Origin of the sequence: Modestobacter sp. DSM 44400 (genome assembly GCF_900107175.1) — a bacterium.
Taxonomy (GTDB): Bacteria; Actinomycetota; Actinomycetes; order Mycobacteriales; family Geodermatophilaceae; genus Modestobacter.
In genome coordinates this window covers 49,232-66,803 of the sequence record NZ_FNOZ01000004.1, presented here as the reverse complement: position 1 = coordinate 66,803, position 17,572 = coordinate 49,232, and the positions used below count along the sequence as shown (strand labels likewise).

Here is a 17,572-nt window from a genome sequence, read left to right as displayed (position 1 = left end):
ACAGTGGTGTCCATCGCGGCGGGGACGGCCCGACGCGAGGTAGGGGAGGACGACCAGTGACTGAGCAGAACCGACCGGGCGATGAGACCGGACACGGCACCGACCGGCCCGGAGACGCCGGCAGCTCCTGGGCGCCACCGCAGGCCCAGCAGCCGCAGCCCGTGCCGAACCCGTACGCGAACCCACAGCAGCCGACCGCACAGTTCCCGCCGCACGCCGGTGACACCGCGCACCAGGGCTGGCCGCCGGCCGGCTGGGGTCAGCCGGCCGGCGCACCGCACCAGGCCGCGGGGCACCCCGGCTTTCCCGCCTTCCAGCCGGCCGCCGCGCCGGTGCAGCCGGTCCGCCGGGCCGGCCGCTGGCGGCTCGGGGCCGCCGGCCTGGTCGCCGGGGCGCTGATCGGGGGCGGCACCGGCGCAGGGGTAGCCACCCTGGTCGGCAACGACGGCGGCGCCGGTTCCTCGGCGGCCAGCGCGCAGAGCGTCGTCATCAAGGATCCGGAATCGGCCACCTCCGCCACTGCCGCGGCCGCCAAGGCCGCGCCCAGCGTGGTCACCATCTACGTAAGCTCGGGATCCAGCGGCGGGTCGGGCTCCGGGGTGGTGCTGACCGCGGACGGCTACGTGCTGACCAACAACCACGTAGTCACCCTGGACAGCAGCACCGAGGACGCAACGGTCCAGGTCCGCACGGCCGACGGCACGCTCTACGACGCGAGCGTCGTGGGCACCGACCCGACGTCGGACCTCGCCGTGGTGAAGCTCGACAACGCCGACGGCCTGACCGCCGCCACCTTCGCCGACTCCACCGAGGTGCAGGTCGGTGACCTGGCCATCGCCATCGGTGCGCCGCTGGGCCTGTCGAACACGGTCACCGACGGCATCATCAGCGCCACCAACCGGGCGGTGTCCACCGGCTCGAACACCGAGCAGACGGTCATCGACGCGCTGCAGACCGACGCCGCCATCAACCCCGGCAACTCCGGCGGCGCGCTCGTCGACGCCGCCGGTCAGGTGATCGGCATCAACACTGCGATCGCCACGGTGGCTACCGCCGTACCGGGCCAGGACTCGGGCCAGAGCGGCAACATCGGCGTCGGCTTCGCCATCCCGTCGAACACCGCCAAGCGGATCGCCGACGAGATCATCGCCAACGGCTCGGCCACCCACGCCCTGCTCGGCGTCAGCGCCCGGACGGCGGCGCAGAGCTCGGCCGTCGGCACCGGCGCCGAGGTGGTGCAGGTGCAGGCCGGCAGTGCGGCCGCCGACGCCGGCCTGCAGGCCGGTGACGTGGTGACCGCCGTCGGCGACCGCGCGGTGACCACCGCCACCGAGCTCACCGCCGCGGTGCGCAGCGCGAAGCCGGGCGACCAGGTGACGCTGACCGTCCGTCGGGACGGCAAATCCTCGACGGTCGACGTGACGCTGGACGCCGCCGCCAACTGACCGCCCCCTGGACCGACGACCCGGCACCGCCCCCGAGGTGCCGGGTCGTCGCACGTCCGGGGCCCCTACCCTGGAGGAGTGCCGGCCTCCCCGCTGACCGTCCCCCTGGCCGGCTCCCTCGACGATCCGGCCCGCGCCCGCGATCTGGCCCGGATGAAGCGCCTGGCGCTGGCGCTGTTCCTCTTCGCCGCCGTCGTGTTCCTGGTCTGCGTGCTTGCCGGCGACAACCTCGGGGCCTGGGTGCGCTACGTACGGGCCACCGCCGAGGCGTCCATGGTCGGCGCCCTCGCCGACTGGTTCGCCGTCACTGCACTGTTTCGGCACCCCATGCGACTGCCGATCCCACACACCGCGATCATCCCGCGCAAGAAGGACCAGATCGGCACCAGCCTGGGCACCTTCGTGCAGGACAACTTCCTGACCCGCGCGGTGGTCGACGAGCGGCTGGCCGCCGTCGACGTGCCCGGCCGGCTGGGCACCTTCCTCGCCGCCCCGGGCCGGGCCGAGCGGCTCGCCGGGGACGCCGGCGCGGCGCTGGGTGCGCTGACCGACCTGCTCAAGGACGACGACCTGCAGCCCGCCGTCGCCGCCCTCGTGGACCGGAAGCTCCGCGAGACCCCCGCCGCGCCGGCCGTCGCCCGGGCGTTGGAGCTGGTCGTGGACGGCGACCGGCACCAGGAGGTGCTGTCGGCGGCGCTGACCGGCCTGGCCCGGTTCCTGGAGGAGAACCGGGTCGTCTTCCGCGCCCAGCTGGGCGACGCCTCGCCGTCCTGGGTGCCGGACTGGGTCGACGACCGGGTGTTCGACCGGGTCTTCAGCGGGCTGCAGGGCTTCCTCGAGGAGGTCGGCGACGATCCCCGGCACGAGCTGCGGCGCGCCTACGACCTCCGGTTACGCGCCTACGTCCACTCGCTGCGCACCGACCCCGTCGCGGCCGCCCGGGTCGAGCAGCTCAAGGACGAGCTGCTCGACCACCCGGCGGTGCGCACCTGGTCGGGGTCGCTGTGGAGCACCGTCAAGACCACTGTCGTCGCCGCCGCGGCCGACCCCGACTCGGTGCTGCGGGCGCGGATGGCCGGGCTGATCCGGCACGCCGCGAAGCTGCTGGTGGAGGACCCGACGATCCGCGAGCTGGTACAGCGGCAGAGCCGCCGGGCCGCGGGGTACGCCGTCGAGCGCTTCTCCGGCGACGTCGCCGACCTGGTCGGCGCCACCGTGGCCCGCTGGGACACCGAGGAGACCAGCCGGCGGATCGAGCTGCAGGTGGGCCGGGATCTGCAGTGGATCCGGGTGAACGGCACCGTCGTCGGCGGCCTGGCCGGGCTGGTCATCTACACGGTGGGCCAGTTGCTGTCCTGAGCTCCCGGGCCGGCCCCATCGTCACCGGATCGTGCTCCGGCGGCCCGTTCGTGCCATTACAGTCCCGCCCATGTCAACGGTGACCTATGCCGGGGCCTCGCGCCTCTACCCCGGGAACGACGCCCCCGCAGTCGACAAGCTGGACCTGGACATCGCCGACGGCGAGTTCCTGGTGCTGGTCGGCCCCTCGGGCTCGGGCAAGTCCACCGCGCTGCGCATGCTCGCCGGCCTGGAGGACGTCGACGAGGGCGAGATCCGCATCGACGGGCAGGACGTCAGCGACGCCGCCCCCAAGGACCGCGACATCGCCATGGTGTTCCAGAACTACGCGCTGTACCCGCACATGACCGTCGGGGACAACATGGGCTTCGCGCTGAAGCTGGCCGGCACGTCGAAGTCCGAGATCGCCGAGCGGGTGGGCCGGGCCGCGCAGATGCTGGACCTGGTGCCCTACCTGGACCGCAAGCCCAAGGCGCTGTCCGGTGGCCAGCGGCAGCGGGTGGCGATGGGCCGGGCGATCGTGCGCTCCCCCCGGGTGTTCCTGATGGACGAGCCGCTGTCGAACCTGGACGCCAAGCTCCGCGTGCAGACCCGCGCGGAGATCGCCGCCCTGCAGCGCGACCTCAACACCACCACCGTCTACGTCACCCACGACCAGACCGAGGCCATGACCATGGGCCACCGGGTGGCGGTGCTGCGCGACGGCCTGCTCCAGCAGGTCGCAACCCCGCGGGAGCTCTACGACACCCCGGCCAACGTCTTCGTCGCCGGCTTCATCGGCTCACCGGCCATGAACCTGTTCCGCGCCCCGGTCACCGCCGACGGCGTCGCGGTGGGCGGGCTGGCCCTGCCGGTCCCCCGCGAGCGGCTCGCCCAGCTCGGCGCCGCGCGCACCATCGACGTGGGGATCCGGCCCGAGTCGTTCACGCTGAGCAGCGAGCCCACCGGGCTGACGATGGACGTCCGGCTGGTCGAGGAGCTCGGCGCCGACGCCTACCTGCACGGCACCACCCGGCACGACGGCGCCGCCTCCTCCCTCGTCGTCCGGGTGGACGGACGTCGTCCGCCGGTGATGGGCTCGACCGTCGACCTGGCGGTGCGCGCCGACGAGGTGCACGTGTTCCACCCGGAGTCCGGCATCCGGCTCACCTGACGCCGGCTCTCCTCCGTTCCGCAGAAATGGCCATTTCTGCGGAACCGGTCACCGGCGGGCGGAGGCGGCGGCGTAGAGCGCGATCCCGGCCGCGACGCTGACGTTCAGCGACTCGGTGTCCTTGGTGATCGGGATGGACAGCACCACGTCGCAGCGCTCGCGGACCAACCGGGACAGCCCGGCGCCCTCGGCCCCGACGACGAGCGCGATCGGGTCGGCGAACCCGTCGTAGGAGTGGATGCCCATGTCCCCGTCGGCGGCCAGGCCGATGGTCTGCAGGCCGGCCTCCTGGTAGGAGGCCAGCGAGCGGGCGAGGTTGACCGCCCGGGCGACCCGCAGCCGGGCCGCGGCACCGGCGCTGGTGCGCCAGGCCGAGCCGGTCATGCCCACCGCCCGGCGCTGCGGCACCAGGACGCCGTGGGCGTCGAAGGCCGCGGCCGACCGGATGATGGCGCCCAGGTTGCGCGGGTCGGTCACGCCGTCCAGGGCCACGAGCAGCGGCGGGCGCCCGGAGTTCCGGGCGATGTCGAGCAGGTCGTCGGGGTGCGCGTAATCGTAGGGCGGCACCATCAGGCCGATGCCCTGGTGCAGCGACCCGTCGCTCATCCGGTCGAACTCGGCCTTGCCCACCTCGAGCAGCGGGAGCCCCCGGTCGGCGGCCAGCTGCACGGACTCGGCGATCCGCTCGTCGGTGCCGCCCCGGCTGGTGTCGCCGGTGACGACGTAGAGCGCGGTGGCCGGGATCTGGGCGCGCAGCGCCTCGAGCACCGGGTTGCGACCGAGCAGCAGCTCGGGGGACTCCTCGTTGCGCCGCTGCACCCGCTGCCGGTTGTCCCGTCGGGCGACGGCCACCTGGGCCTTCTTGAAGGCCGGGTGGTTCGGCCGCGCCGCGGCCGGCGGGGTGGCGCCCCGACCGGCCAGCGACCTGCGGTTCTTCCCCCCGGTTCCGGTGGTGGCGCTCTTCTTGCCTGCGCCGGCCGAGCGGCCTCGGCGTTGGCTGTTGCCGGCCATCAGGTCGTCAGCTCCCATCGTGTGCCCTGGGCGGTGTCCTCGACCTGCACGCCCAGGGCGCCGAGCTGGTCCCGGATGGCATCGGCTGATGCGTAGTCCTTGCGGGCCCGGGCCGCCGCGCGCTGCTCCAGCGCGAGGGACACCAGGCCGTCGGTCGCCTGCGCGAGCCGCTGGTCGTTGCCGCCGGTGGCCCACTGCGGGTCCAGCGGGTCCAGGCCGAGCACACCGAGCATGGCGCGCACCGACCCGAGCTCCCCGGCGACCGTGGCGTCGTCGCCGCCGGCCAGTGCGGTGTTCCCGCGGGTGACCGCCTCGTGCACGACGGCCACCGCGGCGGGAGTGGACAGGTCGTCGTCCAGGGCGGCGGAGAACGCGTCGGGGAGCACCGGCGCACCGGTACCCGACCCCACCCGCTCGGCCGCCTTGCGGACGAACGACTCCAGCCGCCGGTAACCCGCGCCGGCCTCCTCCAGTGCACCCTCGGTGAACTCGATGGTGGACCGGTAGTGCGGGGCGACCAGGTAGTAGCGCAGCTCCACCGGGCGGACCCGCTGGACGACCTCGTCGACCAGCGCGGTGTTGCCCAGGGACTTGCTCATCTTCTCCCCGCCCATGGTGACCCAGCCGTTGTGCAGCCAGTACCGGGCGAAGCCGTCACCGGCGGCCTGCGACTGCGCCCGCTCGTTCTCGTGGTGCGGAAAGCGCAGGTCCAGTCCGCCGCCGTGGACGTCGAACTCCGGGCCGAGGTAGCGCTCGGCCATCGCCGAGCACTCCAGGTGCCAGCCGGGCCGGCCGCGCCCCCACGGCGTGGCCCAGGACGCGGTGTCGGGCTCGCCGGCCTTGGTGCCCTTCCACAGCGCGAAGTCGCGGGGGTCGCGCTTGCGGTCGTCGGTCTCGGTGTCCGCGGCCGGCTGCAGGTCGGCCAGCCGCTGGCCGGTCAGCTCGCCGTAGCCGGGGAAGGACCGGACATCGAAGTACACGTCGCCGTCGACGGCGTAGGCGTGCCCCCGTGCGATCAGCCGCTCGATCAGCTCGACCATCTCCGGCACGTGGCCGGTGGCGCGCGGCTCGTACGTGGGCGGCAGGGTGCCCAGCGCGTCGTAGGCGCGGGTCGCCGCCCGCTCGTTCTCATAGGCCCAGGCCCACCAGGGGACGCCGGCCGCGTCGGCCTTGGCGAGGATCTTGTCGTCGACGTCGGTGATATTGCGGACGTAGGTGACCTCGGAGCCCGAGTGCAGCAGCCAGCGGCGCAGCACGTCGAAGGCGATCGCGAACCGCACGTGGCCGATGTGGGGTGGCCCCTGCACGGTCAGCCCGCAGACGTACATGGAGACCTGTCCCGCACGCAGGGGCGTGAAGTCGCGCACGGCACGTGCTGCCGTGTCGTACAGGCGGAGGCTCACCGCGCCGAGTCTACGGGCGGGGAAGAGGTGGTCCGGACCACCAGCGCGGTGGCCACCGCGGCCCGCCCCTCACCGCGCCCGGTCAGCCCCAGCCCGTCGGTGGTGGTCGCCGTGACGCTGACCGGCGCCCCCAGGGCCGCGGATAGCGCCGCCTCCGCCTCGGTCCGCCGAGGCGCGACCCTCGGGGTGTTGCCGATCAACTGCACCGCGGCGTTCCCGACCTGCCAGCCGGCGGTGGCGAGCACCTCGCGGACGTGGGCCAGCACTGCGGCGCCGCGGGCGCCGGCCCACCGGGGGTCGTCGGTGCCCAGCAGGCCGCCGATGTCGCCCAGCCCGGCCGCGGATAGGACGGCGTCGGAGAGCGCGTGCGCGGCGACGTCGCCGTCGGAGTGCCCGGCGCAGCCGTCCGCGCCCGGCCACTCCAGCCCGGCGAGCCAGCAGGGCCGGCCGGTCTCGACCGGGTGCACGTCGGTGCCGATGCCGACGCGAGGAAGTGGTGCGGTCACGAGGCGACCTCCCGCTCGGCGGCCAGCAGGTCGGAGGCCACGGTGATCTTGGCGGCACGCTCGTCGCCGGCCACGGTGTGCACCGGGACGCCGGCGGCCCGCACGACCGAGGCGTCGTCGGTGAACTCCGCGGCCGTCCCGTGCACCCGACCGTAGGCGGCAACCAGCGTGGCCCGATCGAAGCCCTGCGGGGTCTGCACCCGGCGCAGCGACGCCCGCGGGACGTCGGCGATCACCACGCCGTCGTCGTCGACCACGACGGTGGTGTCGACGACCGGCAGCACCGGGACGACGGCGAGCGCGCCGGCGGCCAGCGCGGCGAGCACGCGTGCGACGACGTTGGGTGGGGTGAGCGGTCGAGCCGCGTCGTGCACCAGGACGGCGGTGGGACCGGGGTCGCCCGCGTGCTCCCGGGCCGCGGCCAGCGCAGCGCGGACCGAGGCGGTGCGGGTGTCGCCGCCGACCACCACGTGCACGTCGTCGGGCAGCACGGCGGTGAAGGCCGGGCGCTGGGGCGCCGGAACGGCGACCACCACCTCGGCCACCCCGCCGGCGCGCAGCGACTCCACGGCCCAGCAGACCAGCGGCCGGCCGCCGAGGAGAACCAGGGCCTTCGGCAGTTCTGCCCCCGGACGCAGACCACTCCCGGCCGCTGCGACGATGCCGACAGCGTGCACGGGAGTGGTCTGGGAGTCTCTGGGGTGGGGCTCGGTGCTCAGGGACCCGGTCTTCACATACTCAGCGCTCAGGAGGCGAGGACCTCGTCGAGCAGCAGCTCGGCCTTGTCCTCGTTGGTGCCCTCGGCGAGCGCCAGCTCGCTGACCAGGATCTGACGGGCCTTGGAGAGCATGCGCTTCTCCCCGGCCGACAGCCCACGGTCCTTATCGCGGCGCCAGAGGTCACGCACGACCTCGGCCACCTTGTTCACATCGCCGGAGGCCAGCTTCTCGAGGTTGGCCTTGTAGCGGCGCGACCAGTTGGTCGGCTCTTCGGTGTGCGGGGCCCGCAGCACCTCGAAGACCTTGTTCAGGCCCTCCTGGCCGACGACGTCGCGGACACCGACGATCTCGGCGTTGTCGGCCGGAACCCGCACCGTGAGGTCGCCCTGGGCGACCTTCAGCACGAGGTAGGCCTTCTCCACGCCCTTGATGGTCCGCTGCTCGATCGCCTCGATCAGCGCGGCGCCGTGGTGCGGGTAGACAACGGTCTCGCCAACAGTGAAGCCCATGTGTGTGGAACCCCTTTCCGTGTGCCCAGGTTACCACGGAAGAATGACGTCCGGCTCGTCGAAGTACGACAAAAGTGCAGGTCAGACGCGCGACCGAGGTCAAGTCAGGGGTTGACAGGAGGTGGTCGGTGTGCCTGTGCGCAGTACGGGCGGCCCGGTGGGCACGTTCGCCGCGGTCGTCGCGATGGCCCGCGCGACCCACCTGGGCCCGACGGTGGCCGTGACCGTCGTGGCCATCCTGCTCGCCGTCGCCGCCGACGTGGGCCCTGCTCGCACCCTGCTGGTCGGCGCTGCCGTCCTCGCAGGTCAGGCGTCCATCGGGTGGTCCAACGACTGGCTGGACGCCGACCGTGACCGGGCCGTGGCCCGCGCCGACAAGCCCGTCGTCCAGGGCGTGGTGACCCCTGGCAGGCTGCGCTCGGCGGCGCTCGCCGCGGCCGCGCTGAGCGTGGTCCTTTCCCTGCTGCTCGGCGTGGTGCCCGGCCTGCTGCTGCTCGTGCTGGTCATCAGCGGCTGGGGCTACAACGCCGGGCTCAAGCGGACCGCGGCCTCCGGTCTGCCCTACCTGACCGGCTTCGGGCTGCTGCCCGCCGGCGTGGTCGCCGCAGCCCCGGACTCCCCCGCCGCGCCGTGGTGGCTGGTGGCCGCCGGGGCGGCATTGGGCGGGGCGGCGCACGCGGCCAACGTGGCCCCCGACGTCGCCGACGACCTCGCGACCGGGGTGCGGGGGCTGCCGCACCGGATCGGCGCGGTCCCCTCGGCGGTGGCGGGCGCCCTGCTGCTCGGCGCGGCCACGCTGCTGCTGGTGCTCGGCCCGGCCGACCCCCCGGACGCGCTGGGCTGGGTCGCCGTCGTCCTGGCGGCGCCGGCGGTGGCCGTCGCCGCACTGGCCGGCAGCGCACGCTGGCGCCGGCTGGCCTTCCCCGCGGTCATGCTGCTGACCGTGCTGGACGTCGTCCTGCTGGTGCTCGGCGGCGCCTCGCTGGGCTGACCCGCCTCCGGGCGGCTCGGCGCGCGTCCCGTCGCCGTCGGGCGCCCCCGCCCGCCGTGCCGCCTCCCAGCGGGCCCCCTGGGGCGACCGTTACGCTCACCCCGACCCGGCCACCTCCTTCCTCGGTGGCCACACGTCCTGGAGGTCGACGCTGTGAACCGCGCACTGCGCGCTGCCGCGATGGGTGTCCTGCTGCTCACCCCGACCGCACTCTCCGCCTGCAGCGCCGGCCAGGTGGCACAGACCGCCGAGCAGATCCGGGACCAGGACGGCGGCCAGGCGAGGGCCGGGGACATCGCCATCCTCAGTGCCCGGCTGGCCTACCCGGTCAGCGGCGAGTATCAGGAGGGCGGCGACGCCCGGCTGGTACTGGCCATCGCCAACAACGGCCAGACCGACGACACGCTGGTGTCGGTCGAGGGCGAGGGCTTCGACGGCGTCAAGGCGACCGGCACCGGCGAGGCTGCGCCGGCCGCCTCCCCCGCGGCCGGCTCCGGCGACCTGGACCTGCTGATCCCGGCCGACTCCAACGTCTACGTGGGCGGCGACGGCCCGGTCGTCACCCTCACCGGGCTGTCCGGGTCTTTGGCGCCGGGCCAGGCACTGGACGTCACGATGACCTTCGAGGAGGCCGGTGAGGTGCCCGTCCAGGTCCTCGTCGGTGTCTCCTCTCGCGACGTGCCCCGCGGCAAGCCTTTCGGCTTCCACGACGAAGAGGCCCAGGGCGAGAACGCCGGCGCCGTCAACTGACGCAGGGGGCGTGTCTGTCGGGACTGTCGTACCTGCCCGCCACGATGACCGGGTGCCTCCCTCGATGAAGTCCACCCGCCCGGCACACCGCTGCACGGAGTGCGGCTACACCTCGGCCAAGTGGGTCGGCCGTTGCCCCGAGTGCCAGACCTGGGGCAGCATTCACGAGCTCGGCGCGGTCGGCTCACCGCTGCGCGCGGTGAGTGCCGGCCCGGTCAGCGCCAAGGCCCGGCCGATCGGCCAGGTCGATCTGGTCGGCGCCCGCGCGGTGCCCACCGGCATCGCCGAGTTCGACCGGGTGCTCGGTGGCGGCTTGGTGCCCGGCGCCGTCCTGCTGGTGGCCGGCGAGCCCGGAGTCGGCAAGTCGACCCTGCTGCTCGAGGTCGCCCACCGGGTCGCCGAGCGCAACGGCCCCACGCTGGTCGTCTCCGGTGAGGAGTCGGCGGCCCAGGTCCGGCTGCGGGCCGAGCGCATCGGAGCCCTGCACGACCAGCTCTACCTGGCCGCCGAGACCGAGCTGGGCGCCGTGCTCTCCCACGTCGAGGACGTCAACCCCTCACTGCTGGTCCTCGACAGCGTGCAGACCGTCCGTTCCCCCGCCGTGGACGGCACCGACGGCGGCGCGACGCAGGTGCGTGCGGTGGCCAGCGCGCTCAGCGGCGTCGCCAAGGCCCGTGGGATGACCACGATCCTGGTCGGGCACGTCACCAAGGACGGCGCGATTGCCGGGCCCCGGGCCCTCGAGCACCTGGTCGACGTGGTCATCTCCTTCGACGGGGAGCGGCACTCCACCCTGCGGATGGTGCGGGCGACCAAGAACCGCTTCGGGCCGGCCGACGAGATCGGCTGCTTCGAGATCGGCGACAGCGGCGTCGTGGGGGTGCCCGACCCGTCGCACCTGTTCGTCTCCCGCCGGTCGGCGCCGGTGCCGGGCAGCTGCGTGACCGTGACCATGGAGGGCAGCCGTCCGCTGCTGGCCGAGGTGCAGGCCCTGGTGGCCACCGCCGGCGGCGGCTCGCCCCGCCGGGCAGTGAGCGGGCTCGACCCCGCGCGGGTGGCGATGGTCAATGCCGTGGTCGAGCGGCGCGGCGGGGTCAAGCTCGCCGACGCCGACGTCTTCGCCGCCTCCGTGGGCGGTGTCCGCATCGTCGAACCGGCCGCCGACCTCGCACTCGCTCTGGCTATCGCTTCGGCCGCCAAGGACCGGCCGCTGCCGCACGGGATGATCGCCCTGGGCGAGGTGGGGCTGTCCGGTGAGATCCGGCGGGTCGGCGGCACCGGACGCCGGCTGGCAGAGGCCGCCCGGCAGGGCTACACCGCGGCCCTGGTGCCCGAGGACTCCGGCCCGGCTCCGGCGGGCATGCGGCTGATCGAGGTACCCGACATCGGGACGGCGCTGACCCGACTGCAGTGACCCCACCGGCGAGAGCCGACAGGGCGTGAGCATCGCAGCGAGCGCCAGCGAGCGAGGAGCGGAGCGCCCGCGGGCGAGGAGCGGAGCGCCCGCGGAGGCGACCCGTGCTGCCGGAACGCGCCGGCCGTCGGCGCACCCCACCCGAGGTCACGCCATCCCCGACCACGCCACGTAGGATCAGCCGCCGTACCGCCCGACCGTCAGGAGCGCTCGTGCCCCCCGCTGTGGACCCAGAGGCCGCGCTGCGGGAACTGCTCGGCCGGATCGCCCCCGGCACGGCCCTGCGGGACGGACTCGAGCGGATCCTGGCCGGTCGCACCGGCGCGCTGATCGTGCTCGGCTACGACCGGGTGGTCGAGTCCCTGTGCACGGGCGGCTTCGCCCTGGACGTCGCCCTGTCGGCCACCCGGCTGCGCGAGTTGGCCAAGATGGACGGCGCGGTGATCGTCTCCTACGACGGGTCCCGGATCGTGCGCGCCGGCGTGCACCTGATGCCCGACCCGACCATCCCGACCGAGGAGTCCGGCACCCGGCACCGCACCGCCGAGCGGGTGGCGCTGCAGACCGGGTTCCCGGTGATCTCGGTCAGCCAGTCGATGCACATCATCTCCGTCTACGTCGCCGGGCGCCGCTACACCCTCGAGCACCCCACGACGATCCTCGCGCGGGCCAACCAGGCGCTGGCCGCCCTGGAGCGGTACAAGCTCCGGCTCGACGAGGTCGCCAGCACACTGTCGGCATTGGAGATCGAGGACCTGGTCACCGTGCGCGACGCGATGAGCGTCAGCCAGCGCCTGGAGATGGTCCGGCGGATCGCCGACGAGATCGAGGGCTTCGTCGTCGAGCTCGGCACCGACGGCCGGCTGCTGGCCCTGCAGCTCGACGAGATGCTCGCCGGGGTCGAGGAGGACCGCGGCCTGCTGGTCCGCGACTACCTCCCCGGCGGCCGGCGCACCCGGTCGGGCGAGGAGGTGCTGTCCGACCTGCGGGCACTCACGGCCACCGAGCTGCTGGACCTGTCCGCCGTCGCCCGTTGCTACGGTCTGCCGACCTCCCCGGACGCACTGGACTCCCCGGTCAGCCCGCGGGGCTACCGGTTGCTCGCCCGGGTCCCCCGGCTGCCCGCCGGCATCATCGACCGCCTGGTGACCCACTTCGGCGGCCTGCAGAAGCTGCTGGCCGCCACCATCGAAGACCTGCTGGCCGTCGAGGGCGTCGGCGAGGCGAGGGCCCGAGGCATCCGCGAAGGACTGTCCCGGCTGGCCGAGACCTCGATCCTCGACCGCTACAGTTGAAGGACCCCCCGCCCCCACCGCTCGCAAGCTCACGGTGGGACCCTGCAGGGGGCCGATCAGGTGAGGTTGAGGGCGGCGTCGGCGCTGAGCTTGGTGTCCAGCCGGCCGCGCAGCACATACGTGCCCGGTGCTGGGGCGACCCGGGGAGCGGTGCAGGTCGGCTCGCTGGTGAGCCCGCCCCAAATGATCGGGAAGTCGACCGCCTGACCGGCAGGCAGGGGGCGGACGTCGGAGCTGGACTCCGGGAAGCAGTCGTTGCTGCCCCACACGCGCCCGCCACCGCCGTCGAGCAGCACGATCTCCTGCAGCCCCTTGTCCAGCGCCCGGGTGCACGACACCGGTGAGGTGTTCGTGACGACCAGCACGAGCGTGGGTTTGTCCCCCACGGCGACGGTCGGCGCGCTGGGTCGCACATCGACGCTGATCATGTCGTCGGTGCACGGTCCGCCGTCGACCAGCGCCGGCGCCGCCGGTGGCGCCGGCGTGGTGTCCGGGACCGGCGCCGGGGTCGAGCTCGGGGCCGGCGTGGGCACCTGGACGGCGGCCAGCGAGGGCACCACCTGCTCCAGGGACGGCGTCGCCGCGGACGAGCCGGCCTCGCGGGTGGCCGCGGCCGCCACCGAGGTGTCGCTCCCCGGCCCGGTCGCCGCCGCGACGGCCAGCCAGCCACCGCCGACCAGCACGGCCACGACCAATCCGAGCAGCACCGCACGGCGCCGCCAGTAAACGGCGGCGGGCTGGGGGCCGACCGGGTGCAGCACGTCCAGGACGCTAACCGTCGCAGGGCTCGGCCACGGCACGCCACGCCACGACACACCCGCCGCGCGAACTGATCCGTCACATCGGGCCGGGCGCGCCCGGCCCGCAGCAGCGACCAGCGGGTCCCCGGCTCCGGCACGCGTCGCGTCGGGGACACTCGTGGCGATGAGCCAGCCCTCCCCCGCCCACGACGACGCCCCGGACGGCGGAGACGCCGAAGTGGGCGACACGATCGTCGACTGGTACGCCGGCGCAGCCCGGGACCTGCCCTGGCGGGCGCCGGGCACCGACCCGTGGGCCGTGCTGGTCAGCGAAGTGATGCTCCAGCAGACGCCGGTCAACCGGGTCGAGCCGGTCTGGCGGGAGTGGCTGGCCCGCTGGCCGCAAGCTGCGGCCCTGGCGGCCGCCAGCCCGGCCGAGGTGATCCGTGCCTGGGGGAAACTGGGGTACCCCCGGCGAGCGCTGCGGCTGCGCGAGGCCGCGGTGGCGATCACCGCGCAGCACGCCGGGCGGGTGCCGGCCGACGTCGCCGAGCTGGAGGCGCTGCCGGGGATCGGCACGTACACCGCCCGGGCGGTGGCCTGCTTCGGCCACGGGCAGCGTCAGCCGGTGGTCGACACCAACGTGCGCCGGGTGGTCGCGCGGCTGGTGCACGGCCGGGCCGAGGCGGCGCCGGCCCGGGCCACGGACCTGACCGACGTCGCCGTCCTGGCGCCGGTGGATCACGACCGGGCGGTGCGGTTCTCCGTCGCCGTCATGGAGCTCGGCGCGCTGGTCTGCGTCGCGGGTACCCCGCGGTGCGGCGTGTGCCCGGTGCGCGACCGCTGCGCCTGGCGACTGGCCGGCAGCCCCGCGTACGAGGGACCACCTCGGCGGGTGCAACGCTTCGCGGGGACCGACCGGCAGGTGCGCGGCCGGCTGCTCGACGTCCTGCGGACGGCCGCCGGGCCGGAGGCCGCGGCGGAGCTGGCCGCGGTCTGGACCGACGACGTCCAGCGGGCCCGCTGTGTGGACTCCCTGCTCGTCGACGGCCTGGTAGTGCAGACCGAGGACGGCCGCTTCGCCCTCCCCGACTGAGCACACCGCGGTCCTCCGGCCATTGTGGCCACTCTGGCCGGGTCGGCGGGGCGGCGGCGGGTTCAGCGCCGGCGGGTGCCACTGAGGTCGCGGAAGGTCATCAGCCACCCGGCGAGCGCCGCGATCAAGGCGAGCACCAGCAGCGCGACGTGCAACCAGCCGGGCAGGCCGGCGCCGGCGTAGACCACGAGGGTGGCGCCGATCATGGCCGCCGCGATGAGCAGACCGCCGTAGACCGGCGTCCGCATCGGGTGGTCACCGCGGGCCATGCACCAGGTTCTACCCCACGGGGAGGGGACCTACCTGGTGGCCGGCCGACCGGGGGGTGGCCCCTGAGTTCGAGTGACCTGATCCCGGGGACGGGGAGACGACAGCGGCCGCCTTCCGCTCGCGTTCGAACGGAGGGCGGCCCCTGTCAGGAGGACCTCAGGTCACTCGGCCGAGGCGGCCGCCGGACCCTCGTCCCCATCGGCACCCGTGAGGGCGACCGGCGGGGTGTCGGGCAGGTCGATCGGCTTGGCCTCACCGCGGAAGGTGAAGGTCGACTTGCTCGCGTCGGCGTCCTCGTCGACATCCACCACGATGATCTGGCCGGGGGCCAGCTCGCCGTAGAGGATCTTCTCCGAGAGCGCGTCCTCGATCTCGCGCTGGATGGTCCGCCGCAGCGGGCGGGCCCCCAGCACCGGGTCGAACCCGCGGGCACCCAGCAGCTTCTTGGCCGCCGGGGTGACCTCGAGCGACATGTCCTTGTTCGCCAGCTGACCTTCGACCCGGGCGAGCATCAGGTCGACGATGTGGACGATCTCGCTCTCGGTCAGCTGGTGGAACACGACGATGTCGTCGATGCGGTTGAGGAACTCCGGCCGGAAGTGCTGCTTGAGCTCCTCGTTGACCTTGAGCTTCATCCGCTCGTAGTTGCTGGCGGTGTCGTTCCCGGCCTGGAAGCCCAGGCCGACGGCCTTGGAGATGTCCCGCGTCCCGAGGTTCGTGGTCAGGATCAGGATCGTGTTCTTGAAGTCCACGACCCGGCCCTGGCCGTCGGTCAGCCGGCCGTCCTCCAGCACCTGCAGCAACGTGTTGAACACATCGGCGTGCGCCTTCTCGATCTCGTCGAAGAGGACCACCGAGAACGGCTTGCGCCGCACCTTCTCGGTCAGCTGGCCACCCTCGTCGTACCCGACGTAGCCGGGAGGGGCACCGACGAGCCGCGACACGGTGAACCGGTCGTGGAACTCGCCCATGTCGATCTGGATGAGCGCGTCGTCCTCGCCGAACAGGAAGCTCGCGAGCGCCTTGGCCAGCTCGGTCTTACCGACACCCGAGGGCCCGGCGAAGATGAACGAACCGCCGGGACGGCGCGGGTCCTTGAGGCCCGCACGCGTGCGCCGGATCGCCTGGCTGACGCTCTTGATGGCCTCCTCCTGGCCGATGATCCGCTTGTGGAGCTCGTCCTCCATGCGGAGCAGACGGGTGGTCTCCTCCTCGGTGAGCTTGAACACGGGAATCCCGGTCCAGTTCGCGAGGACTTCGGCGATCTGCTCGTCGTCGACCTCGGCGACGACGTCCATGTCGCCGGCCTTCCACTGCTTCTCGCGCTCGGACTTCTCGCCGAGCAGCTGCTTCTCCTTGTCGCGCAGCGAGGCGGCCTTCTCGAAGTCCTGCGCGTCGATCGCCGACTCCTTCTCCCGGCGGACGCCGGCGATCCGGTCGTCGAACTCGCGCAGGTCCGGCGGGGCGGTCATCCGCTTGATCCGCATCCGGGCGCCGGCCTCGTCGATCAGGTCGATAGCCTTGTCGGGCAGGAAACGGTCGGAGATGTACCGGTCGGCCAGCGTCGCGGCAGCCACGAGCGCGCTGTCGGTGATGCTGATCCGGTGGTGCGCCTCGTAGCGGTCGCGCAGGCCCTTGAGGATCTCGATCGTGTGCTGGAGCGTCGGCTCGCCCACCTGGATGGGCTGGAAGCGCCGCTCGAGGGCGGCGTCCTTCTCCAGGTGCTTGCGGTACTCGTCCAGCGTGGTTGCGCCGATGGTCTGCAGCTCACCACGGGCCAGCATCGGCTTGAGGATGCTCGCCGCGTCGATCGCGCCCTCGGCGGCACCGGCCCCGACAAGGGTGTGGATCTCGTCGATGAACAGGATGATGTCGCCGCGCGTGCGGATCTCCTTGAGGACCTTCTTGAGCCGCTCCTCGAAGTCACCGCGGTAGCGGGAACCGGCGACGAGGGCACCGAGGTCGAGGGTGTAGAGCTGCTTGTCCTTCAGCGTCTCGGGCACCTCGCCCTTGACGATGGCCTGGGCCAGGCCCTCGACCACGGCGGTCTTGCCGACGCCGGGCTCGCCGATGAGGACGGGGTTGTTCTTGGTGCGGCGGGAGAGCACCTGCATGACCCGCTCGATCTCCTTGGCCCGCCCGATGACCGGGTCGAGCTTGGAGTCGCGCGCGGCCTGGGTCAGGTTGCGGCCGAACTGGTCCAGGACCAGCGAGGTCGACGGGGTGCCCTCGGCGGGGCCGCCGGCGGCCGCCGGCTCCTTGCCCTGGTAGCCGCTGAGTAGCTGGATGACCTGCTGGCGGACGCGGTTGAGGTCGGCGCCGAGCTTCACGAGCACCTGGGCGGCGACGCCCTCGCCCTCGCGGATCAGGCCGAGCAGGATGTGCTCGGTGCCGATGTAGTTGTGGCCGAGCTGCAGCGCCTCACGCAGCGACAGCTCCAGCACCTTCTTGGCTCGCGGGGTGAAGGGGATGTGCCCGGACGGCGCCTGCTGGCCCTGCCCGATGATCTCCTCGACCTGCTGCCGGACGCCCTCCAGCGAGATGCCGAGGGACTCGAGCGCCTTGGCGGCGACACCCTCACCCTCGTGGATCAAGCCCAGGAGGATGTGCTCGGTGCCGATGTAGTTGTGGTTGAGCATCCGGGCCTCTTCTTGAGCCAGGACGACCACCCGACGGGCTCGGTCGGTGAACCGTTCGAACATCTGCTGTTTCTCCTCTGCCCGGCTGGACCTGCTGTGCTCGTGCCCCCTTCGCAGGGGACGGTGGACACCCGACGTTCGTCGGCGCGCTGGGCACCGGTCGTTCCACTGTAGTTCGCACCACGCGACTGGCGCCCACACAGGACTGCGAGAACGGCGAGTGGCTCGTCTGCTCCAACTCCCGCCACAGGAGTGCTGTTCCGCCCCCGTTA

General features: G+C 73.4%; 16 protein-coding genes. 8 read left to right on the top strand and 8 right to left on the bottom strand.

The window, feature by feature from the left end:
• Positions 1-56: 56 nt before the first annotated feature.
• From BLW04_RS04555 to BLW04_RS04545, 3 genes are all read left to right on the top strand, one after another.
• Positions 57-1,445, top strand: coding sequence for a S1C family serine protease (locus BLW04_RS04555; RefSeq protein ID WP_091537596.1), 1,389 nt, complete (start codon positions 57-59; stop codon positions 1,443-1,445).
• Between the two features lie 78 nt (positions 1,446-1,523).
• Positions 1,524-2,804, top strand: a complete 1,281-nt coding sequence (locus BLW04_RS04550) for a DUF445 domain-containing protein (RefSeq protein WP_254781054.1) — start codon at positions 1,524-1,526, stop codon at positions 2,802-2,804.
• A 70-nt stretch (positions 2,805-2,874) separates the two neighbouring features.
• A complete protein-coding gene (locus BLW04_RS04545) occupies positions 2,875-3,957 on the top strand; it encodes an ABC transporter ATP-binding protein (protein WP_091537595.1) in 1,083 nt (360 codons plus the stop codon).
• 48 nt (positions 3,958-4,005) lie between these two features.
• Here the strand turns inward: BLW04_RS04545 and rlmB are convergent, their stop codons facing one another.
• The 5 genes from rlmB to BLW04_RS04520 form a co-directional block, all read right to left on the bottom strand.
• Entirely contained in the window at positions 4,006-4,986 is a 981-nt protein-coding gene (gene rlmB, locus BLW04_RS04540; RefSeq protein ID WP_254781053.1) for a 23S rRNA (guanosine(2251)-2'-O)-methyltransferase RlmB, read from the bottom strand.
• Positions 4,968-6,371 (bottom strand): cysteine--tRNA ligase, encoded by a 1,404-nt coding sequence (cysS, locus tag BLW04_RS04535; RefSeq protein WP_091537593.1) that lies wholly within the window; start codon positions 6,369-6,371, stop codon positions 4,968-4,970. Before cysS ends, rlmB begins: the two co-directional genes overlap by 19 nt.
• Complete coding sequence (gene ispF / locus BLW04_RS04530) at positions 6,368-6,877, bottom strand: 2-C-methyl-D-erythritol 2,4-cyclodiphosphate synthase (protein ID WP_091537592.1); 510 nt, start codon at positions 6,875-6,877, stop codon at positions 6,368-6,370. The genes cysS and ispF overlap by 4 nt, the downstream gene beginning before the upstream one ends.
• Entirely contained in the window at positions 6,874-7,554 is a 681-nt protein-coding gene (ispD, locus tag BLW04_RS04525; protein ID WP_091537688.1) for a 2-C-methyl-D-erythritol 4-phosphate cytidylyltransferase, read from the bottom strand. The genes ispF and ispD overlap by 4 nt, the downstream gene beginning before the upstream one ends.
• A gap of 68 nt (positions 7,555-7,622) precedes the next feature.
• Positions 7,623-8,105, bottom strand: a complete 483-nt coding sequence (locus tag BLW04_RS04520) for a CarD family transcriptional regulator (RefSeq protein WP_091537591.1) — start codon at positions 8,103-8,105, stop codon at positions 7,623-7,625.
• 130 nt (positions 8,106-8,235) lie between these two features.
• On the opposite strand from BLW04_RS04520, the gene BLW04_RS04515 reads away from it, so the two are divergent.
• From BLW04_RS04515 to disA, 4 genes are all read left to right on the top strand, one after another.
• A complete protein-coding gene (locus BLW04_RS04515; protein ID WP_254781052.1) occupies positions 8,236-9,096 on the top strand; it encodes a UbiA family prenyltransferase in 861 nt (286 codons plus the stop codon).
• A 153-nt stretch (positions 9,097-9,249) separates the two neighbouring features.
• Positions 9,250-9,846 carry a copper chaperone PCu(A)C domain-containing protein gene (locus BLW04_RS04510; protein WP_091537590.1) on the top strand — a complete coding sequence of 199 codons (597 nt, stop codon included), beginning with the start codon at positions 9,250-9,252 and terminating at the stop codon, positions 9,844-9,846.
• Positions 9,847-9,898: 52 nt separating this feature from the next.
• The gene (gene radA / locus BLW04_RS04505) at positions 9,899-11,260 is read left to right on the top strand and encodes a DNA repair protein RadA (protein ID WP_254781051.1); all 1,362 of its coding nucleotides are present in this window, start codon (positions 9,899-9,901) and stop codon (positions 11,258-11,260) included.
• Between the two features lie 212 nt (positions 11,261-11,472).
• Positions 11,473-12,555, top strand: coding sequence for a DNA integrity scanning diadenylate cyclase DisA (disA, locus tag BLW04_RS04500; protein WP_091537588.1), 1,083 nt, complete (start codon positions 11,473-11,475; stop codon positions 12,553-12,555).
• A 56-nt stretch (positions 12,556-12,611) separates the two neighbouring features.
• Here the strand turns inward: disA and BLW04_RS04495 are convergent, their stop codons facing one another.
• Entirely contained in the window at positions 12,612-13,316 is a 705-nt protein-coding gene (locus BLW04_RS04495; RefSeq protein WP_091537587.1) for a MucR family transcriptional regulator, read from the bottom strand.
• A 163-nt stretch (positions 13,317-13,479) separates the two neighbouring features.
• Here BLW04_RS04495 and BLW04_RS04490 point away from each other — a divergent pair, with 163 nt between their 5' ends.
• The gene (locus tag BLW04_RS04490) at positions 13,480-14,391 is read left to right on the top strand and encodes an HhH-GPD family protein (protein WP_091537686.1); all 912 of its coding nucleotides are present in this window, start codon (positions 13,480-13,482) and stop codon (positions 14,389-14,391) included.
• A gap of 62 nt (positions 14,392-14,453) precedes the next feature.
• Here BLW04_RS04490 and BLW04_RS04485 read toward each other — a convergent pair whose 3' ends face one another.
• Together BLW04_RS04485 and BLW04_RS04480 are read right to left on the bottom strand one after the other, a co-directional pair.
• Complete coding sequence (locus BLW04_RS04485) at positions 14,454-14,660, bottom strand: hypothetical protein (protein WP_091537586.1); 207 nt, start codon at positions 14,658-14,660, stop codon at positions 14,454-14,456.
• Positions 14,661-14,822: 162 nt separating this feature from the next.
• On the bottom strand, positions 14,823-17,363 hold the full coding sequence (locus BLW04_RS04480; protein ID WP_091537585.1) for an ATP-dependent Clp protease ATP-binding subunit: 2,541 nt from the start codon (positions 17,361-17,363) through the stop codon (positions 14,823-14,825).
• Positions 17,364-17,572: the final 209 nt, after the last annotated feature.

Coding starts and splice junctions, on each gene's coding strand:
- BLW04_RS04485 (WP_091537586.1), bottom strand. CDS start 14,660: ATGGCCCGCGGTGACCACCCGATGCGGACGCCGGTCTACGGCGGTCTG.
- BLW04_RS04520 (WP_091537591.1), bottom strand. CDS start 8,105: ATGGGCTTCACTGTTGGCGAGACCGTTGTCTACCCGCACCACGGCGCC.
- rlmB (WP_254781053.1), bottom strand. CDS start 4,986: ATGGGAGCTGACGACCTGATGGCCGGCAACAGCCAACGCCGAGGCCGC.
- BLW04_RS04545 (WP_091537595.1), top strand. CDS start 2,875: ATGTCAACGGTGACCTATGCCGGGGCCTCGCGCCTCTACCCCGGGAAC.
- BLW04_RS04480 (WP_091537585.1), bottom strand. CDS start 17,363: ATGTTCGAACGGTTCACCGACCGAGCCCGTCGGGTGGTCGTCCTGGCT.
- BLW04_RS04490 (WP_091537686.1), top strand. CDS start 13,480: ATGAGCCAGCCCTCCCCCGCCCACGACGACGCCCCGGACGGCGGAGAC.